The sequence below is a fragment of the Ferrimonas pelagia genome (genome assembly GCF_039543565.1).
In the GTDB taxonomy this organism is placed as follows: Bacteria; Pseudomonadota; Gammaproteobacteria; order Enterobacterales; family Shewanellaceae; genus Ferrimonas; species Ferrimonas pelagia.
The window spans coordinates 60,840-80,876 of record NZ_BAABJZ010000022.1 but is presented as its reverse complement, the minus strand read 5'-3'; the positions used below and the strand labels follow the sequence as shown (position 1 = coordinate 80,876).

The following is a 20,037-nucleotide window of genomic DNA, read 5'->3' as shown; positions in this document are numbered from 1 at the left end:
TAGGACTGATATCGCTGCTGGGTCATTATCAGCGGCTCAAAGGTTTAACTTGAACCGCCGTGGTACGGAACCGTATGCCCGGTGGTGTGAGAGGACGGGGGCCGCAAGGCCCCCTCCTACTCGATTGCTGGGGGTAAGGCGTTGTGATCCCACCTAAACCGCTTATATCAAGAGTGACCGATATGAAGCAGAGTGCGCCAGTCGTGCTTTGCTACCCACGGCACTACGGCATCGGTGCTTCCGGCACATCATGGTGGTGTGGGTTGAGCGCCTGATGATGTGGCGAGAGTCATGTGTGAGTCGTTCATCGGCCAGCGTTGTGTCAACGAGTCGGCTGCTCGCTGAGTGAGTTATGGGACAAAGCAGGACGGCGGGTTTGTGGGGAGAGTTCTCTCATTCTACGGCCTACAAATCAGCGGTTGAGCATTGGGAAATGTTGTCGAGAGGGGCTTTATGTTGAGCTATACAGGGACGAATACCATGTAAGTCGGGTGCGATTTGTGCCGCTTTTTTACACTGAATTCGAACTGAATCAATACGGCGTGCGCGCTGACATCCCTTGGCTGAGCGAGTATGCTTTGCGCCTGATTTTAGTTGGAGCCCCTATGCGACGCTTTATTCCTTTTCTTTCTCTGTTTTTGCTTTGCCCAGTGGTGGCGGAGGAGGAGCCCGCAGAGAAGGTGTCGCGCAATGCTGCTGTTCCCTTAGCATTCTCCACCTCTAGCATGGGGATCTCACTCGGCGCAGCGGCCTCGCTGCAGGGGATCGGCCAGCCACAGGCTCAGATCGTGGGGATCGGGGCGTACTCAGAAAACGACAGTTATGTTGGTTTTTTTGGGGGGTATAACTACACGCTAACGCCGCAGAGTCGCCTTTTTTTCGATGCTGAGATCTTCCTGGGCCAGTTTAATGAGCAGACGTTGTATATCGATCGTAAGATCAGTGGCGAGTTGCCCGCGGGCAGTCATGGCTCTGATCAGGCCAATGTTGTGCATACCGAGGAGCGTCATCTAGAGCTCGTTGGTAAGGCTCGCTATATTCTGCCGATGGGGGCCGGGGCGGTGCTAGGTCCCCGCCAGATAGAGATCCGAGATGGGCTACCAGTGTCCCAGCGTGAGTATCAAATGCCGCCAATGCCGGCGTTGACCACGATAGGACTGGAGTCTTTTTATAAAAAGCGAACCGTTGATACGCTAGCACAGGATTTTGTTAGCCAAGGGTTGTCGCTGCATCTGGATCATGACGCACGTAACTTCCTGCCCTCGCCGACGTCGGGTTATCGTGGCACGGTCAAGCTGCATCGAGATTGGGGAGACAGTGAACGTGCAGCCTATACCAAGTGGGAGCTGCAATATCGTCATTATTTCGATCTGGGTGCATCCGGCTGGGCCAGGCAGCAGGCGTTAGCGTTGACCGCGTATTTGTCGGATCTTCCCTCTTGGAGCGGGGGCAGTAACAATCCTGGCGAGGCGCCCGCCTGGTTTGTTCAGTCAACCTTGGGGGGATGGGACCGAATGCGAGGCTACAGTGGTGCGCGTTTTCATGATCGAAGTGCGCTGTTTTATGGGGCAGAATATCGGGTGGTTCCGACATGGCAGCCTCAGGCTGGGATCCCTTTCATCAATCGCTATAACTTCCCGTGGTATGAGCTGGCCTTTTTTGGTGGCGCTGGCCGAGTGAATGATGCGCTCGATTTGGGCGAGTTGCATCGGGATCTTAACTGGTCGGCCGGAATGGGGGTCCGCCTTTGGGTGGAGAACGTGTTGGTTCGCGTCGATCTGGCGTTTTCCGACGAGGATAGCGGCTTTGTGGTGGCGGTGAACCAACCCTTTTGAGCCAGAGACAGCCCCAGAGCGCAGCGCGACTCTGGGGCTGTTTCGTTATTGCAGCGTTAACTCATCGAGCAGGTTCTCTGCCTGGTCCACTTCACTCATCATCCAGAGGATGTAGCGAATATCTACGTGGATCGCGCGGGTGATCTGCGGGTTGTAGTACCAGTCTTTGGTGATCGATTCATAGGTGGAGTCAAAATTAATGCCGACGAGTTGCCCCTGTCCATTTATGACGGGTGAGCCGGAGTTTCCGCCTGTGGTGTCGGCGCTGGAAAGGAAGTTAACGGGCACCGAGCCAAATGGGATCGGATCAGCCTGGGCGCAAGACCAGAATCGGCAATACCAAGGCCGTTCAATGCTCTGACTAAGATCGGCCCGGGCATAGTGTCCGACTCGGCCCTCTTGGATCGCGGCGATGACCTTGTCCGGCGCGTTGAATGGGGCCTGGCCGGTGTGTTTTTCCAGCAAGCCTTCCAGCCGGGTAAAGGGCTGTTTATACAGGGCGTCGGCGGCTTGATAGCCATCGACCTGACCATAGCTGATCCGCAAGGTGCCATTGGCGTCGGGGTAGATCGGCCGCTGCTGGCTGTCATACCACTGCAGCATGGCTTCCATCAGCGCGGGGCGAGCCTGTGCCAGCTCGCCCTGCCGGGTTTTGTTGGCCTTACGACGGGTTTCGTTGCCTGGATAGAGGGCGACGGCCATGCGCAGTAAGGGATCGCGGCTTTGCTCAAACTCTGCTGCTGAGCGCGCCATCCAGGCTAAGCGTTGGGTCTGGCTGAGGATCTCGGTATTGAGGTAGAGGCTGTCGAGATCCAGTTGTGCCAGTTGCTGATCGAGCTGTGGATCGCGCTGCTCTTGGTTGAGATAGGCCTGGATATCCATCTGCCATAGGATCTTGTCCATGCGAGGATCGAACCGCCGCTCGAGTCGAGCGAGTCGGGCGACGAATAACTGGCGATCGCGCTCTTGATAGCCGGGCTCGCGCTGCGGGTCTGGTTTCTGTTGCTCTTTAGCCCAACGGTATAGGCGGGAGGCGGCCTGTAAGAGGGCGCCAGACTGGGCGTTGTTGAGATAAAATTCAGCCTGATACTGTTGTTGATCCTGTGCTATCAGACGACGTAATTCGGTGAGCCATTCGGTTTGGTCGCTTTGCTTTAGGTAGGCTGTCAGTTGGATTTCGCGTTGCTGCTTGTGGCCTTCAATGTCGGTTTTGCGAAAGCCGTCGAGCAGTCCGTTGAGCTTTTTCATGCGGTTGGCATAGCCTGCCCGGGTCGCGGCGTAGGCCACGGTGATGGCGGGATCGGTTTGCGCTTCGATGGCGTCGATCCGAGCTTGATAGCGTTGCGCTTGGGTGGGGTATTGCCAGGTTGCGGCAAAGCTGAGTTCGCTCAATAGTTGATGACGGCTGGTGCGGCCCGGATAGCCCGCCACCAGGACGCCGTCACCGGCCCGGACACCAGCCTGGCTGATGGTTAGGTGTCCGTTGTTTTGATAGGGGACATTGTCCGGATGATAAGCCGCTGGGCTGCCATCGGGGGCAACATAGGCGCGGAGAAAGGCAAAGTCACCGGCATGGCGGGGGTATTCAAAGTTGTCGATATCGCCGCCAAAGGCGCCGATGCTCTCGGAGGGGGCGTAGACCAAGCGGACGTCGCGGATCACCAATTGGCGCAGCAGATAATATTCAAGGCCACCATGATAACTGCGGACGCTACAGCGATAGTTGGGATCGGCCTCGCAGGCGCTGATCAGGGCCTTGCGATTGCGCTCTAGGATCTGGTGTCGTTGATAGCCATCGGTCAATTGGGCCGTGCCTGCGAGGACATCTTGGCTGACGTGACGAACCTCTTCGGTGATATAGAGCCGTTCTTGGGGGCCGGCACTGAGCTCATCGGCTTGGCTTGGGGCTAAAAAGCCTTGGTCCAGGTAGTTGTGCTCGCCATGGCTGTTGAATTGAATGGCGCCATAGGCGCAGTGGTGATTGGTCAGTACCAGTCCTTTGGGTGAGACAAAGGACGCGGTACAATAGCCTAATCCCACCACGGCATTCATCGGTGGCTGGGTCAGATCGGCCAGCTGCTCCGCTGGGAGCGCGATCCCCGCTTGTTGTAATTGCAGACTTAATTGGGGGATCTGGTGCGGCAGCCATTGCCCTTCGTCGGCGAGGGCCTGCGTGGCTGAGCCGGCGAGCAGGGCGAGAAGGGCAAGGCGAGTTGTCTTGAATGGCATCATCGTTCCTTCGATTATTCTATTTTTAGGGGGTGGTGGTTACACCACCCCTTTCGATTTTTACGACAGTGTATCGGAATTAACATGGCGGAAACACGTGGTCAGGAAAGATCTGGCCAGAAAGCGATGACGGTGGATCAGCTCAAGGTCCCTCCTCACTCTCTGGAAGCGGAGCAGTCGGTGCTGGGTGGCCTGATGCTGAACAGCGAGCTATTTGATCAGGTGGCGGAAAAGGTGGTTAAGGGCGATTTCTACAGCCGTAGCCACCAGTTGATCTTTGAATCCATGGGGATCTTGCTGGAGCAGGGTCATCCGTTGGATCTGGTGACTGTCTCTGAGCAATTGGACAAGCGCGGCGAGCTGGAGTCCATCGGCGGCATTCCGTATTTGTCTGATATCGCGCGTAACACGCCGAGTGTGGCGAACCTAACCGCCTACGCCGGTATTGTCCGTGAACGGGCAGTGACTCGGGATATGATCAAGGTTGCCAACGAGATCGCCGATGCGGGTTTTAATCCAGAAGGACGCGATTCCTCGCAGTTGCTGGATCTGGCCGAGAGCAAAGTCTTTAAGATCGCCGAATCCCGCGGCAACGACAACGAAGGCCCGGAAGACATCAAGGCGGTTCTGACCAAGACGGTGGATAGGATCGAGCAGTTGTTTAACAACCCATCCAGTGGCGGGGTGACTGGGGTCTCTACCGGCTATTCGGATCTGGATAAGATGACGGCGGGCCTGCAGCCGTCGGATCTGATCATCGTCGCGGCGCGTCCGTCGATGGGCAAAACCACCTTTGCCATGAACCTGTGTGAGCAGGCGATGATGAATGAAGACAAACCCGTGCTGATCTTCTCGTTGGAGATGCCATCGGAGCAGATCATGATGCGTATGTTGGCGTCCTTGGGTCGGGTCGATCAGACCCGGATCCGTACCGGTGAGCTGGACGACGAAGACTGGGCACGTGTTTCCTCCACCATGGGCCTAATGATGGAGCAGGGCAAGATGTACATCGATGATGGCTCTGGCCTGACGCCGACCGAGGTGCGCTCCCGTGCTCGGCGTATTGCGCGGGAATACGGCGGGATCTCCATGATCATGATCGACTACCTTCAGTTGATGCAGGTGCCGGGACTGTCCGAGAACCGAACCTTGGAGATCGCTGAGATCTCGCGTTCATTGAAGGCATTGGCCAAAGAGCTGCAGTGTCCGGTGGTGGCGCTGTCACAGCTGAACCGCTCATTGGAGCAGCGGGCGGATAAACGTCCGGTTAACTCGGACTTGCGTGAGTCGGGCTCCATTGAGCAGGATGCGGATCTGATCATGTTCATCTACCGGGATGAGGTTTACCATCCGGACAATGCTGAGAAAGGCTTGGCCGAGATCATCATTGGTAAGCAGCGTAACGGCCCCATCGGTAAGGTGCCTTTGACCTTCCAGGGGCGCTTCTCCCGCTTTGATAACTACGCGGGCAATACCTTCGAATACGACGAGTGAGCTATGCGATTTTCCCCGGTGGCTGAGATCCGTCGCAGTGCCTTACAACACAATGTGCGGCGTCTGCGGGCGATCGCGCCCAACAGTAAGTTATTGGCGGTCGTTAAGGCGAACGCCTATGGCCACGGTCTGGTTGCCTTGACCCGCTGGCTGGACAACGTTGATGGTTTCGGCCTGGCTCGGATCGAGGAAGCCTTGGCCTTGCGGGAGAGTGGCAACCGTGCCCGCTTGGTCTTGATGGAGGGGGTGTTCGCGGAAGCCGATCTGGAGCAAGCGGCCAGGCATCAACTGGATGTGGTGATCCACGATGCCGAGCAAGTGCGTCTGCTCGAGCGGGCCCGCCTGTCTCAGCCGGTGGTGATCTGGCTGAAGATCGACAGTGGTATGCACCGCCTAGGGGTGAGAGCCGAGGATTTTCCCGACTTATATCAACGTCTGAGCCATTGCGCCAATGTGATCCAGCCACCGCATTTAATGACCCACTTCTCGGTGGCCGATGAGCCGGGCAACCCAGAGACTCAGCGCCAGATCGAACTCTTTCACCGACTGGTACAGGGTCTGCCGGGTGATAAGGCGCTGTGTAATTCGGCGGGTACGCTCACGCAACCTGAGGCGCACAGCGATTGGATCCGACCGGGATTGGCGCTCTATGGCGCCAATCCGATGATGGGGGGGCGAGCCGAGCACTTTGATCTGCAGCCGGTGATGACGATGCGCTCCAAGGTGCTTGCCGTGCGTAAAGTCAAAGCGGGCGAGCCGGTGGGCTACGGTCAAACGTGGCGGGCTAAGCAGGATACTCATATCGCGGTGGTTGCCATGGGCTACGGCGATGGTTACCCGCGTCATGCTGTGTCCGGCACCCCGGTATTGATCAACGGTCAGCGTTACCCCATGGTGGGTCGGGTCAGTATGGACATGCTCACCGTTGAGGTGGGCTCGGCGCCGATCCAGGTTGGCGACGATGCGGTTTTGTGGGGCGAAGGGCTGCCGGTGGAGGAGATCGCCGATCGGGCCGAAACCATCCCATACGAGTTGCTCTGCGGCACCACGGCTCGGGTGCAATACCGCTATATCAATTGAGTCCGGTGTCAGGCCCAACTGCGAGGCCGCTCATCGGCGGCGTTGGTTTGCTCTATGTGTTGGCGTAGCTTTGCGCCATACAGCGGCAGGTTGATGCAGCGATGGTGATCCAGCACCGGATTTTGCCAGTCACCGCAAACCAGCAAGGGGATCGACGGATGCCGTTTGCGTAGCGTCTGCAGGGCTTCGCTGCTGAGCTGGCGTGGCTCGGCGATGATCAGCGCGGATACATCAGGCTTGCTCAATGCGCCGGCGACCGAGTGCAGATCCGATCCCGCGAATGTCGGATAGCCGCTGCGATTGAGCCAGCTCAGCACTGCTCGACTCTGGGCATTTTTTCCGCTCAACACCGCGACAGTGGGCTGCCCCGAGGGTGACTCGGCCAACTCCTTATGCCAAGTCACCGGAAGGAAGATCTCAGCGCGCCCCCCGCCTTTATGATTGGACAAGGTGCATTCGCCACCGGCCAACTCCACCTGCTTGAGCGTCAGCAGCAGCCTTAGGTAGGGGCCTAAGGTTAACCCCAAGCCAAACAACATGGTTTCGCTGGGTTCTTTGAGCGCTGCCAAAAGCGCCTCCGGCCAAGCCCCCTGCTGGTGTTCAAACTGAATATGGAGCTGATGTGCGCCGGCTTTACTGAGCTCTACGATCACCTCGGGCTTTTGGCTCTGGGCGGCGGACAGGAGGAGATCCTCGATGGCTAAGCGCACCAGGCCTTGCTGAGCACGCAGACGTCTAGGGGTGCCCTCCCGGCAATAGAGCCAGACCGCACAGTGGTTCAGCTCAACTGATTGCTCAACCGATTGCAGGCATTGCTCCAGCCAAAGATCCAGCTCGCCGTCTTTGGCTGGCAACAGCTCAAGCATCGGCATATTGGCCAACTGCAATAACGGGGTGAATCTGTGCTGCAACCGGTCTAGCCCGGCCTGTACGCTGCGGGGCAAGCTGTCGGTGGGGGAGGTCTGGCTCTTTGCCCGGGTTTCGTGCAGAAACTCCTGCAACTCCTGGGTAAAGCTCAATAGGGTGATATCGAAATAGCGTACTTTGGTGTTGGCACGATGTTTTTGGCGGCGAAAGGCCAGGCTCAGGTTGGCGATGAACCACAGCAGCATCAGCAAGGTGGCCAAGGACAACCGATTGAACAGGCGCTGATCGGTGAGCTGCTGTTGCCGCAATTCGCTGCCGAGTAGGGCCTCACTGTCGCCGAGTGTTTGTAGCAAGGGCAGCGCCAAAAAATGGCGAACCGCACTGGCATGTTGCTCCCGGGCTGTTTGATGCACGGCGCCATGGGCGACCAGAAGGGCCTGGGCGATCGGAGAGAGGGTGCTTAGGTATGGGGTTAACTGGGTGGCGGAGATCGGGGCGCCGAATTCCGCCAGATAGCCGTGGCGCAGGTGCGCAATGGCACGGGCCTGCTCAGGTGTCGCCTGGCTTGCCTGCTCATCGAGGATCAGCATTAATGCATCGGCGCTGCTGTAGTAGGCGATCTGGTGACGGATGATCCGCAGGGTTTGATAGCTGAATTCATTGATAAGGCGTGAGGTCGCGCCAAACTCGGGATATTGCGCCGCTAAGAAGGTAGCACGCAGCTGCAGACGCGTTGCCGCATGCGACAAGGTGTCGAGATTTTTAGCGGGTTTGACCTGATACTGGGTCACCCGTTTCATTATCTGATTGCTTTCGGCGTGGATCTGCCGTAATTCGGTGATCTGCTGTTGGGTGAGTTGCATCTGCATTTTGTGTCGCTGCAGTTGATCGCCGACGTAGAGGGCTGCGCAGATCAGTGCCACAACCAGGGTGAGATTGAGCGCTTTGTACCAGGTCATTGCAGCAGGGCCAATATAGGAGGCGGAGGGGCGGTCAGGCTGGATAAGAAGGCGACGAGCTCATCGAGCTCCTGCTCTGATAAGGATTTGCCGAGTTGGCTCATGGCCATGATCTCAACGGCATCGCGCAGTCGGTTGACGGAACCGTCGTGAAAGTACGGCGCGGTCATGGCGACGTTTCTGAGGCTGGGAACCCGAAACACTAAGGTGTCACGCTCATCGCCGGTGAGCTCACGCAGGCCCATGTCGCTCAGATTATCGCTGTGGCGATGGGTTAGTCCGAAGGTTTGCATGATGTTGCCGCCCAGGTTGATGCCTTGGTGACATTGCGCGCAACCGAGTGAGACGAAGCGCTGCCAACCGGCTTTGGCATCGGAGGTGAGGGCATGATCACCGCGCAGGTGTTGATCAAACGGCGCATCGGGCGTGAGCAATTGCTGTTCAAAATAGCTGATGGCGTATTTGATGCTTTGCTCTGAGATGGGTTGATTCAGCAGCGTGTTAAATCGCTCCGAGAGTACGGGATCTTGCTGCAACTTGTCGATGACTTGCGGCCAGCTGCTGTCCATCTCCAGCGGGTTGTGAATGGGCCCGTCGAGCTGTTGCTCCAATGTCAGGGCTCGACCGTCCCAAAATTGCATTGGATTGAGGCTGGCGTTGAAGACGGTCGGTGAGTTGCGCGGCCCCACACCTTGAACCCCGGGCGAGTTTGCCAGCGCTTGCGTGCCATAGCCGGTCATTTCGTGGCAGGTCGCGCAACTGACGGTGTTATTGCTCGACAAGCGGGGATCTTCAAACAGGTCTTTGCCCAATTGTGCCACGGCTAGATCGATCTTGTAGGGATCAAACAGTGGCAGTGGGCGGGTGATCCGATCTTGGCTCGGCGCCACGACGCGAACGGAGGCGCTCATTGAAGTCGGGGGGGCTTCTGCCGCGGGCGTACAGCCGGAGAGCGGACACAGTAAAAGCCATGGTGCCAACATTGACGCGGCGATGAGAGGGCGCATCCTTGTGCCTTTTTCTATTTGCTTAGTGTTATCTATAGAGCAGAACGCGACAAAAATACATCCAGGAGGAGATATGACGAAGTGGATCCAGCGGGTTGTCCGCCTTCCTGCTAAAGCACGGGGGTTTCACCTGATCGATGAGGCGCTATTGGCTCATCTGCCCGAATTGCATCGATGCCAGGTGGGTCTCTTGCATCTTTTTATTCAGCATACCTCGGCGTCGTTGACCTTAAATGAGAATGCCGATCCGACCGTGCGACAGGATTTTGAAAGCCATTTTTCCCGGACGGTACCAGAAGGGGCGCCCTATTATCGTCACACGTATGAGGGGCCCGACGATATGCCCGCCCATCTGAAGGCCAGCTTGCTCGGAAGCAGCCTGTCTATCCCGGTGGCTCAGGGGCGATTATTGACCGGCACCTGGCAGGGGATTTATATGGGTGAGCACCGCGAGCACGGTGGAGCGCGCAGCGTGGTGATGACGCTTCAGGGCCAGTTTGATTGAGTGGGTGATTTGGTGGGCCATGTGATGTGAGTGTGGCGTTAAGTCGCGTGCTATTTGCGGTAAATCGTTCTTTTTTAGCCTTATCTTACTCAGTTTGTTGTTTTTTGGCATTTGCATCTATCACTGCCTAAATGGGTTCTTGCCAGTTTATCGGGCTCACATGCTTGCTGGCTGTGGTCATATTCACTGCCTGTTGGGGCTTTATAATGTTGTTGAGGGGTAATCATAAAATAGTCTGATGTGACATCACCTGTTTCCTTATTGATGTTTTGTTATTCTGAAAGGGATTTTTGGCGAACTTTACGCCGCATAATAATAATTTAACAACATCTTAACCTGATTTGGCGCAAGCCATCGAGGTTCCTGGGAAGTTTAAAAAACAAGCATTACAATCAGGGAGCACGCTGTACATGGCAAAAACCATAATCAAAGCCGTGGGGCTCAGTCTGTTGCTGGTATCGGCTTGGCCGATGGCGCAGGCCAAGGTGCCGGAAGGAACAGAGCTGCACCCGGTGCAGGAGTTGATCAAAGGCAATGGTACTGAGCCGGCCTCGTTGGATCCGCAAAAAGTGGAAGGCACGCCGGGCTCAGCAGTCACCAAAGATCTGTTCGAAGGGCTGGTGCAGCAGGATGCCGATGGCAACACCATTCCGGCAGCAGCCACCCATTGGGACATTAGCGAGGACAACCGGACCTTTACCTTCCATCTTCGCAAGGAAGCCAAATGGTCCAATGGCGATCCGGTCACCGCCCATGACTTCGTGTTCGCGTTTCGTCGTGCGGTGGATCCGGAAACCGCTTCGCAATACGCCTGGTATCAGGAGATCGCCACGGTCACCAACTCATCTCAGATCATTCGTGGCCAGATGGCCCCGGAAACGCTGGGGGTACGTGCCGTGGATGACAGAACCTTTGAGGTCGTTCTGGAGCAGCCGGTACCCTACTTTGTGAAGATGCTGGCGCACCAGAACACCTTTCCGGTGCCGCAACGCGTGGTGGAAGAGTTTGGCGATCGCTGGACCCGTGCTGAGAATATGGTGACCAACGGCGCTTACACGCTGGAGCGTTGGGTGGTGAATGAGCGCATTATTCTCAAGCGCAGCCCGACCTACTGGGATAACGCCAACACCATTATCGATAAAGTCACTTACATGGCGATCGAATCCGCCAACACCGAGCTGTCCCGCTACAAGGCCGGTGAGTTGGATTTCACCAGTGAGATCCCGTTGGAGCACTTTAAGTCGCTGCAAAAAGAGATCCCGGATGACATTCGTATCACCCCGTATCTGGGTGTGTACTACTACGAGTTCAATACCAAGGTGCCGCCGTTTGACGATAAGCGGGTGCGTAAAGCGCTGTCACTGGCGGTGAATCGCGAAGCGATCACCACCTATGTGGTGGGTCAAGGTCAGCGCCCGGCCTTCACGTTGACACCCCAGTCGGTCAATGCCTTTACCCCACCGGAGGTCGAGTACGCCAGTTGGACTCAGGAGGAGCGCATGGCGGAGGCCAAGCGTTTGATGGCCGAGGCGGGCTATGGGCCTGATCGTCCTTTGTTGATCAACCTGCTGTACAACACCAACGAGAACCATAAGAAGATCGCCATTGTGGTTTCCCAGTTGTGGAAGCCGCTGGGTGTGCGGGTGCGTCTGGAAAACATGGAGTGGAAAACCTTCCTCGATACCCGCAATCAGGGCCGCTTCGAGATGGCCCGTGCCGGTTGGGTTGGCGACTACAACGACGCCTCCACCATGCTGGACATTCTGCTCTCAACCCATGGCCAGAACAAGGGCAAATGGGAGAACGAAGAGTTTGATGCGGTGATGGCGGCGTCACGGTTGATCGCGGACGACGAGGAGCGGGCCAAGTATTACACCCGCGCCGAAGAGATCATCCTCGAAGAGATGCCGATCATGCCGATCTACGAAATGGTGAAGCCCCGCTTGGTGAAGACCTATGTGGGCGGGTATCCGATGAACAACGTCGAAGACACCATCTACAGCAAGAATATGTACATCATCGCCCATTAAGAGGCGTGGCCAAGGAAGTCTGTGTTTTACGACACAAGGAGTTAAGGCATGTTGAGTTTTTCCGTGCGTCGCCTCGCTATGGCGATCCCGACGCTGTTTATTTTGATGACGCTGTCATTCTTTATGATGCAGTCGGCACCGGGCAGCCCCTTCACCGGGGACTTTAATCTGCCGCCGGAGGTCCTGGCCAATATCGAAGCCAAGTACCATCTGGATAAGCCGATGTGGCAGCAGTACCTGTATTACCTCAAGGATCTGGCCCAGGGCGATCTGGGGCCTTCCTTCAAATACCGCGATTACAGCGTGAATGAGCTGGTGGCGCAGAGTTTCCCCATCTCCATCAAGCTGGGTGTCGTCGCGTTCATCTTTACGGTGATCTTCGGTACCGCACTGGGCACGGTGGCCGCGCTCAAGCAAAACAGTTGGATCGATTACACCGTGATGAGCCTGGCGATGGTGGGGGTGGTCTTGCCCTCGTTCGTGCTGGCGCCGGTGCTGGTGCTGATCTTCTCGGTCAAGCTGGGTTGGTTGCCGGCGGGCGGTTGGCATGACGGGGCTTGGATGTACATGGTGTTGCCAGTCTCTGCCATGGCCATTCTCTATATGGCCTCCATCGCCCGTATCATGCGCGGCTCGATGATCGAGGTGCTCAACGCGCCCTTTATCCGCACGGCCCACGCCAAGGGCTTGCCGATGAAGCACATTATCTTTAAACACGCGCTCAAGCCCGCCATGTTGCCGGTGGTGTCCTATTTAGGCCCGGCCTTTGTCGGCATTATCACCGGCTCAGTGGTGATCGAGACCGTGTTCGGTATTCCGGGCATTGGCCAGTACTTTGTTAACGGCGCACTGAACCGGGATTACTCCCTGGTGCTGGGCCTGACCATTCTGGTGGGCACGCTGACCATCCTGTTCACCGCCATCGTCGACATTGTCTATGGCCTGATCGATCCACGTATTCGAGTGGAGAGCTAACCGATGCAAACCCTGACTCAAAAACAAAATAACGACGCGGTCGAGGCATTTGCCAGCGAGCTGGAAGTGGAGGGGCGCTCCCTCTGGGCTGATGCCCGCCGCCGCTTCCTGCGCAATCGCGCCGCCGTGGTGTCTTTGTGCGTACTGGCCTTTATCGCCGTGTTGGTGGTGATCGGCCCCTTTATGTCGCAGTACACCTTCGATGAGATGGACTGGGCCAACATGGCCTCGGCGCCGTCATTGATGAATGGCCACTACTTTGGCACCGACTTCCTCGGCCGCGATCTGTTTGTGCGCACCCTGGAAGGCGGCCGGATCTCCTTTATGGTCGGCATTCTCGGCGCGTTCGTGGCGGTGTTGATTGGCACCTTGTACGGCTCCATTGCCGGTTATGTCGGTGGCCGTACCGATAATGTGATGATGCGAACCCTGGAGATCCTCAACTCCTTTCCGTTCATGTTCCTGGTGATCCTGCTGATGACCTTCTTCGGTCGCAGCCTGTTTCTGATCTTCCTCGCTATCGGCGCGGTGTCCTGGCTGGACATGGCGCGGATCGTGCGTGGCCTGACCTTGGGCCTGAAGAAGAAAGAGTTTGTCGAGGCGGCGATCGTGGCGGGCACGCCGACCAAGGACATCATCCTGCGTCATTTGGTGCCCAATACCTTAGGCATTGTGGTGGTGTACGCCTCCTTGCTGGTGCCATCGATGATCCTGTTTGAATCCTTCTTAAGCTTCTTAGGGCTGGGCGTACAGGAGCCCTACACCTCTTGGGGGGCGCTGGTGAACGAAGGCGCCATGACCATGGAAGTGGCGCTGTGGCAGTTGGCGTTCCCGACGGCCTTTTTGGTGGTGACCCTGTTCTGCTTTAACTACATCGGCGACGGTCTGCGTGACGCGCTGGATCCCAAAGACCGCTAAAGGAGGCGTTATGAGCTTACTGAAAGTTTCCGATCTCAATGTTCAGTTCACCACGCCGGACGGCAACGTTACCGCGGTGGACAAACTCAGCTTCGAGTTGGCCCCAGGCCAAACTTTGGGCATTGTCGGCGAGTCCGGCTCCGGCAAGAGCCAGACCGCCTTCGCCATCATGGGCCTGCTGGCGAAAAACGGCCTGACCCAGGGCTCGGTCCAGTTTAACGGTGAGGAGATCCTCGGCTTGCCGAGCAAGGCGCTCAATAAGATCCGCGCCGAGCAGATCGCCATGATCTTCCAGGATCCCATGACCGCGCTAAATCCATATATGAAGGTCGGCGCGCAGTTGATGGAGGTGTTGATCCTGCACAAGAGCATGAGCAAGAAGGCCGCTTATGAGCGCAGCGTCAAGATGCTGCAAGCGGTCAAAATGCCCGAAGCCGAGAAGCGCATGGATATGTACCCCCATGAATTCTCTGGCGGCATGCGCCAGCGGGTGATGATCGCCATGGCGCTGCTGTGTGAGCCCAAGTTGTTGATCGCCGATGAGCCCACTACCGCCCTGGACGTGACGGTGCAGGCGCAGATCCTAGAGCTGCTCAATGAGCTCAAAGACGAGCTGGGCACCGCCATCATTATGATCACCCACGATCTGGGCGTAGTCGCCGGTCTGTGTGACAAGGTGATGGTGATGTACGCCGGCCGAACCATGGAATACGGCAGCACCGACGATGTGTTTTATCGTCCCAGCCACCCGTACACCAAAGGCCTGCTGTCCGCCATTCCACGTCTGGAGGGGAATGAGGCGGCGCTGCCGACCATCCCTGGCAATCCGCCCAACCTGATGGCCTTGCCGCCGGGCTGCCCGTTCAGTGCGCGGTGCGGCAACGTATCCGAGCGGTGTCATGCCGAGCCGGCGTCCTTGGTGCAGTTTGACGGCAACCGTCAGCGTGCCTGTCACAAGTCGATTGAAGAGGTGGCCGCATGAGCACGCAACCGTTACTCGAAGCCAAAGGCATTAAAGTGCGCTTTGGCATTAAAAAAGCACAGAAGTGGCCTTGGGATCCGGTGCCGCAGCTCAAAGCCGTCGATGGCGTGAGCTTCGATGTGCAGCCCGGTGAAACCTTGGGCGTGGTGGGCGAGTCCGGCTGTGGCAAATCCACCCTGGCCCGTGCGTTGATCGGCCTGGTGCCGGTCGCGGAAGGCGAGGTGTGGTTTGACGGCAAGAAAGTGGATCACGCCGATCCGGCGGCGATGAAAGCGCTGCGCAAAGACGTGCAGATGATCTTCCAGGATCCGCTGGCCTCACTCAACCCACGGATGACCGTCGGCGACATCATTGCCGAGCCGCTGCGCAACTACTATCCCGAATGGGACAAAGAGCGGATCGTCTCTGAAGTGCGGGCTATGATGGCCAAAGTCGGTTTGCTGCCCAATGTCATCAACCGCTATCCGCATGAGTTCTCCGGTGGCCAGTGCCAGCGCATTGGCATTGCCCGGGCGCTGATCCTGCGGCCTAAGTTGGTGATCTGCGATGAGCCGGTGTCGGCGCTGGATGTGTCCATTCAGGCGCAGGTGGTGAACCTGCTCAAAGACTTGCAGCGGGAGATGGGCCTGTCACTGGTGTTTATTGCTCACGATCTGTCCGTAGTGAAACACATCTCGGATCGGGTCATGGTGATGTATCTGGGCAACCAGGTGGAAACCGGCAGTTCCGCCGAGCTGTATGGCAACCCATCGCACCCCTACAGCCGCGCGCTGCTGTCGGCGGTGCCGGAGCCGGATCCCGAGGGTGAGCGCAATAAGCAGATCATCCTGCTCGAGGGCGAGTTGCCTTCGCCCATCTCGCCGCCGTCGGGCTGCGTGTTCCGCACCCGCTGTCCGTCGGTTGGGGAGCAGTGCAGTATCGAGCGACCGCTGTTGCAATCCTTGGGGGGCACCCATCATGTGGCCTGTCCCCGCTTCGATGTCGCAGTGGCATCCTGAGTTTAAGGCGTCGCTTTTGCGACGCCTTTTTGTTTTGGTTTTAAGGAGAAAACCATGCCGATATGTTTGCATACACCGCGACTGATGCTTCGCACTGTACAGGCGTCCGATCTGGCACCGATGGTGGCCTTGTTTAGCGATCCGGACTCCATGCGTTATCTGGGGGATGGGCAGAGTTGGGGGCACGAGGAGTGCGCGCTTTGGTTGCGCCAGCGGATCTGTGACGACCCTCGGCTTGCCATCGGCTTGCTGGCGCTGAGTGTGCGTCAGAGTGAAGAGGTGGTTGGCTTTGCCGGGGTGGCCCAGTGTGCGGGCCAAGCCGAGTACGGCGCGTGGATCGCGATATTGCCCGCTTGGCGTTCGAATGGGTTTGGTACAGAGGCGCTGCCGGTGCTGATTGAGCACGCGCAGCACGACTTGGCGATCAGTCCGATCCTGGCTCAGCTCCTCCATCAGAATGGCGCTGCGTTGCGGATGCTGGAGAAATGCGGTTGGGGGACGGCACAGGATGGCGTTGATCTCGCAGTTTGTGAGTTGACCGTGCCGCAGGCGGTGGCGTGATATTAATCAAAAGCCGTTGCTCTTTTAAGCTGAATGCCAGTACCTGTAAGAGATGGCTTACTTGGTTGCGTGACCATTAATCAACTAACTGAAATTTAATGGTATAGCAATCTTTGCCGTGGCGCCTTAGTGGTACAATCCTCGGCCATTTTGTTGTCCGTGAGAATATTCATGTCCGTTCATAATAACAAGTCGCTGGCGCTTGCGGTCGTTCTGGCCCTCGGCGTAACAGGCTGTGCCTCAACCGATATCGATCCGCAGCAGGCGTCTGAGCTACAGGCCCAGCGTCTATCAGCCGTTGCGGCGATCGAATCCCGCCGTGATGCGCTCAAACCCATGCTGGAAGACGAAGAGCTGCGTTGGTATGCGACTGCCCATCTGGCAGCGGCTGACGAAGCTTGGGCTGAAGCGGAAGAGCAGTACCAAGTGGTCGTGGGCGCGCCGGATCGTTTGACTGAGCGGCTGGGTATGTTCAATTCAACCACGCGCCAACAAGCGCTGGATGCTGCGTTGTTGCAGGCCTCACAGGCGCTGAACACGGCAACTCAGATACGTCTGGATGCCCAACAGGTGCTGGCGACGGCGCTGGAGAACCGCGAGATCCTGGTTGAGATGGGCGCCGACGAGCGCTATGCCAACCAGTTTGGCGAAACCGAAACCATGCTGAAGAGTTTGGTGGATGCGATCGCTTCTGATCGTAAAGACGATGCGGTTAAAGGCTTGCCTGGCCTATTGCGTGAACAGCGTCGTGTGGAAGTGCGCACCGTTACCGCCATTCACTTGACTGGCCACCAGGCGAAGCTTCGTGAACTGCAAAACGAGCTGATCGACGTGGCGGCACCACAGACTTACGCGTCTGCGGTTGCAAGCTACAACGCCGCGCGTGCCTTTATCAATGAGCAACCACGGAATGAAGCGCGGATCTTGGAGATGGCGGCTGCCACCGATTTTGCTATCCGCCATGCGGAGCATATCGGTAAGGACGTGAAATACCTAGACGCTCATGAGATGCAGGACTACGAACGTTACCTGCTGGGTTTTGAGCGTCATCTAAACCGGATCCGCGAGGCCCTGGAACTGAGCGATCTGCGTGATAACTCTATCGCCAAGCAAGCTAAGCTGCTGGACGAGCACATCCGCTCGACGCTGGAGCAGGAGCAGCCACAACTGGAAGCGCTGCGCACTGAGCTGGCCAATGCCAAAGCGGCGCTGGCCGAGTCGGTTGAGCAGGTGCAAACCCTGACGGCCCAATCTGAGCAGGCGAATGGTAAGGTCGCAGAGCTGGAGAGCTTGGTGGCCCAACTGCAGACTCAGCAACAAGCGTTGACTGCGCAGTTGGCTCAGATCCAGGCTGAAGAGGCTGAGATCTTGGCTCAGGAAGCGGCTCAAGCCGACGCGGTTGAGGCGGAGCTGGCCACCGAGGCGGTAGACGTTGAAGCGGTGGAAGAAGAAGCCGAGCTGGCGGAAACCGCAGCGTTAGCGACAGAGCAAGCCGTTGAAGACGCGGTAGCGGCTGACGCGGCTGTGGCCTCTGACGTGGCTGCGGTTGACGCTGAGCAGGTAGTTGAAGAGACTTTGAGCAACGAAACCCAAGTGGCGGATGCTGAGACCCAAGTCGCACCGGCCGCCGTTGAGGTTGAGCAGGACGATGAAGAGCAGATCGCGGAGTGATCGTTTGATCCCCTTGTCTGCAACCAGGGAGGCCATTCGGCCTCCCTTTTTTGATCCATCCGGATCAACGCTGAGAGGGGGAGGCTCAGGGGCCGAGCAACGCAGTCCGATCTGACTGTTTTCTGATTTCAGTCAAACCATGGGGGCGGGATCTGGTGGCAGTATGAACAGGAACCTGCCAATCAAAGGAGCGAGTGATGATAATTCAGGATCACAGTTTGGTGAACGAATTCCCCGCACATGTTGAGCGTATTCAGGAGCTTAACCTCACCAATGACCAGTTTCACCAACAGTACAATCAATACCATGAGTTAGATCGTCAGGTCCGGCGTATCGAAGAGGGGTTGGAGAATGCGGCGGATGATCATCTGGAAACCCTTAAACGTCAGCGATTAACCTTAAAGGACACGCTGTACAGCCAGATCCAGCGATCCGCATAACCGCCTGAGGCGGTTTTATTGTTTTTGGGCCTGACTTGTTGGCGTATTCTCGTTGGCGGCTTGCGTCGAGAGCGGATGTCTGTGGCGTGCCATGGGCGACGCCCTGATCACAGTAAGGGCCACAAGAATGAAAAAGGGAGGCCGCTGGCCTCCCTTGTGCTGGGTGTTTGGGGGATCAGTCGATCAAGTCGTACTGCTCGCGCAAGATGGTGACGATCTCGGCTTTGGGATTGTCTGACAAGACGATTGGCTCACCGGTGATCTTGGCTGCAATGTCGGTGTAGGTCTTGGAGACCGCCATCAGTACGTCGGTGGGCAGGGCGTTATCGCGCGCCAGGGCGCTGCGCTCTTCCATCCGATCTTTGTTGAGTAGAATGTCGGGATCGGGGAAGTGACTCAGCAGCAGTTGGCGGAAGCCCTCCTTGGAGTTCTCCACCACTTTGCCCTCACGGTAGCTGGGTCCGTCCCAAATGCGGGAGGAATCCGGCGTGCCGACTTCGTCCATGTAGATCAGCTTCTCTTGGCCGGCGGCATCGGTGACATAGCCAAACTCAAATTTGGTGTCGATGAAGATCTGGTCCAGCTGCGCCAGCGCATCGGAGATCAGATCAAACCCTTGCTTCAGCAGTACCTCGTAGCGGGCGATGTCGTCTTGACTGCGGAAGTTAAAGGCTTCGAAGTTGTCTTCGATGTTCTGACGGGTGATGTTGACGTCATCCACCGCAGGCACACCGGGAATGCCTTCCAAAATGCCCTTGGTGGAGGGGGTGATCAGCAGCTCTGGCAGTTTTTGATCCTTCTCCAGCCCTTCCGGCAGTTGGATGCCGCAGAAGTCGCGTTCGCCTTTGGTGTAGGCGCGCCACATGGAGCCGGTGATGTACTGGCGGCAGATCGCCTCAATCATCACGGGTTTGGCTTTTTGTACGATCCAGACAAACGGATGCGGGATATCGAGAATGTGGCTGTCGGCCAGGCCCTGCTGTTTGAATAGCTTGAACCAGTGATTGGAGATGGCATTGAGGGCTGCGCCCTTGCCTGGGACACCGTTCATGCCGCCTTCGCCGTGCCAGATGCAATCGAAGGCGGAGATCCGATCGGAGATCACCATGATCGCCAGCGGCGCATCTTCGGCGACGTTGTAGCCTTTCTCTTTGATCAGACGTTTGCTGTCGGCTTCGGTCAGCCAGTAGACGGAGCGGACCTTGCCGGAATGAACCGGCAGATCGGTGCGGATGGGAAGATCGTTGTTTACGGCCAATACCTGGTCGGCAAGACTCATGATCGCTGTCCTGTGTTTTGGGGGTTGTAGGGTTAGGAAAACACCGGGCTTCTTTGTTGAATAGCTCTTTGGGTGCAGGCACTTGCGAGCCTATTTCCTGATGGGCGGCATGATAGCAGAGTTGCTTTGCTCGCCAAAGTTTGGCGTTGAATTTTTAGCCGAACAGGCTGTTCTGCTTGGGCGCAAGCGAGAGGGAAAGGCCGGGAC

At 57.3% G+C, this 20,037-nt stretch carries 16 protein-coding genes; 12 read left to right on the top strand and 4 right to left on the bottom strand.

Annotated features, from left to right (window positions below; all coding sequences use genetic code 11):
• The first annotated feature begins 605 nt into the window (after window positions 1–605).
• Complete coding sequence (locus tag ABEA08_RS08100) at window positions 606–1,835, top strand: BamA/TamA family outer membrane protein (protein ID WP_345334789.1); 1,230 nt, start codon at window positions 606–608, stop codon at window positions 1,833–1,835.
• A gap of 45 nt (window positions 1,836–1,880) precedes the next feature.
• Here the strand turns inward: ABEA08_RS08100 and ABEA08_RS08095 are convergent, their stop codons facing one another.
• Entirely contained in the window at window positions 1,881–4,064 is a 2,184-nt protein-coding gene (locus tag ABEA08_RS08095; RefSeq protein WP_345334788.1) for a S46 family peptidase, read from the bottom strand.
• A gap of 84 nt (window positions 4,065–4,148) precedes the next feature.
• On the opposite strand from ABEA08_RS08095, the gene dnaB reads away from it, so the two are divergent.
• Window positions 4,149–5,558, top strand: coding sequence for a replicative DNA helicase (gene dnaB, locus ABEA08_RS08090; protein WP_345334787.1), 1,410 nt, complete (start codon window positions 4,149–4,151; stop codon window positions 5,556–5,558).
• Window positions 5,559–5,561: 3 nt separating this feature from the next.
• The gene (gene alr / locus ABEA08_RS08085; protein WP_345334786.1) at window positions 5,562–6,638 is read left to right on the top strand and encodes an alanine racemase; all 1,077 of its coding nucleotides are present in this window, start codon (window positions 5,562–5,564) and stop codon (window positions 6,636–6,638) included.
• An 8-nt stretch (window positions 6,639–6,646) separates the two neighbouring features.
• Here alr and ABEA08_RS08080 read toward each other — a convergent pair whose 3' ends face one another.
• On the bottom strand, window positions 6,647–8,464 hold the full coding sequence (locus ABEA08_RS08080) for a hypothetical protein (RefSeq protein WP_345334785.1): 1,818 nt from the start codon (window positions 8,462–8,464) through the stop codon (window positions 6,647–6,649).
• Window positions 8,461–9,471, bottom strand: coding sequence for a cytochrome-c peroxidase (locus ABEA08_RS08075; RefSeq protein WP_345334784.1), 1,011 nt, complete (start codon window positions 9,469–9,471; stop codon window positions 8,461–8,463). Before ABEA08_RS08075 ends, ABEA08_RS08080 begins: the two co-directional genes overlap by 4 nt.
• A 73-nt stretch (window positions 9,472–9,544) precedes the next feature.
• Between ABEA08_RS08075 and ABEA08_RS08070 the strand changes: the two genes are divergently transcribed.
• The 9 genes from ABEA08_RS08070 (at window position 9,545) to ABEA08_RS08030 (ending at window position 18,551) form a co-directional block, all read left to right on the top strand.
• Entirely contained in the window at window positions 9,545–9,976 is a 432-nt protein-coding gene (locus ABEA08_RS08070) for a secondary thiamine-phosphate synthase enzyme YjbQ (protein ID WP_345334783.1), read from the top strand.
• 410 nt (window positions 9,977–10,386) lie between these two features.
• Window positions 10,387–12,006, top strand: coding sequence for a peptide ABC transporter substrate-binding protein (locus ABEA08_RS08065; RefSeq protein WP_345334782.1), 1,620 nt, complete (start codon window positions 10,387–10,389; stop codon window positions 12,004–12,006).
• Between the two features lie 48 nt (window positions 12,007–12,054).
• On the top strand, window positions 12,055–12,981 hold the full coding sequence (gene oppB, locus ABEA08_RS08060) for an oligopeptide ABC transporter permease OppB (protein WP_345334781.1): 927 nt from the start codon (window positions 12,055–12,057) through the stop codon (window positions 12,979–12,981).
• A 3-nt stretch (window positions 12,982–12,984) separates the two neighbouring features.
• Window positions 12,985–13,899: an oligopeptide ABC transporter permease OppC gene (oppC, locus tag ABEA08_RS08055; RefSeq protein WP_345334780.1), complete on the top strand. Its 915-nt coding sequence runs from the start codon at window positions 12,985–12,987 to the stop codon at window positions 13,897–13,899.
• Window positions 13,900–13,909: 10 nt separating this feature from the next.
• Window positions 13,910–14,881, top strand: a complete 972-nt coding sequence (gene oppD, locus ABEA08_RS08050; protein WP_345334779.1) for an oligopeptide ABC transporter ATP-binding protein OppD — start codon at window positions 13,910–13,912, stop codon at window positions 14,879–14,881.
• Complete coding sequence (oppF, locus tag ABEA08_RS08045) at window positions 14,878–15,879, top strand: murein tripeptide/oligopeptide ABC transporter ATP binding protein OppF (RefSeq protein WP_345334778.1); 1,002 nt, start codon at window positions 14,878–14,880, stop codon at window positions 15,877–15,879. Before oppD ends, oppF begins: the two co-directional genes overlap by 4 nt.
• A gap of 54 nt (window positions 15,880–15,933) precedes the next feature.
• A complete protein-coding gene (locus tag ABEA08_RS08040; RefSeq protein WP_345334777.1) occupies window positions 15,934–16,440 on the top strand; it encodes a GNAT family N-acetyltransferase in 507 nt (168 codons plus the stop codon).
• A gap of 171 nt (window positions 16,441–16,611) precedes the next feature.
• Window positions 16,612–18,111 carry a coiled-coil domain-containing protein gene (locus ABEA08_RS08035; RefSeq protein ID WP_345334776.1) on the top strand — a complete coding sequence of 500 codons (1,500 nt, stop codon included), beginning with the start codon at window positions 16,612–16,614 and terminating at the stop codon, window positions 18,109–18,111.
• A gap of 197 nt (window positions 18,112–18,308) precedes the next feature.
• Window positions 18,309–18,551 (top strand): HP1242/YdcH family protein, encoded by a 243-nt coding sequence (locus tag ABEA08_RS08030; RefSeq protein ID WP_345334775.1) that lies wholly within the window; start codon window positions 18,309–18,311, stop codon window positions 18,549–18,551.
• A 175-nt stretch (window positions 18,552–18,726) separates the two neighbouring features.
• Here ABEA08_RS08030 and ABEA08_RS08025 read toward each other — a convergent pair whose 3' ends face one another.
• Complete coding sequence (locus ABEA08_RS08025; protein ID WP_345334774.1) at window positions 18,727–19,830, bottom strand: phosphoribosylaminoimidazolesuccinocarboxamide synthase; 1,104 nt, start codon at window positions 19,828–19,830, stop codon at window positions 18,727–18,729.
• Window positions 19,831–20,037 lie beyond the last annotated feature (207 nt).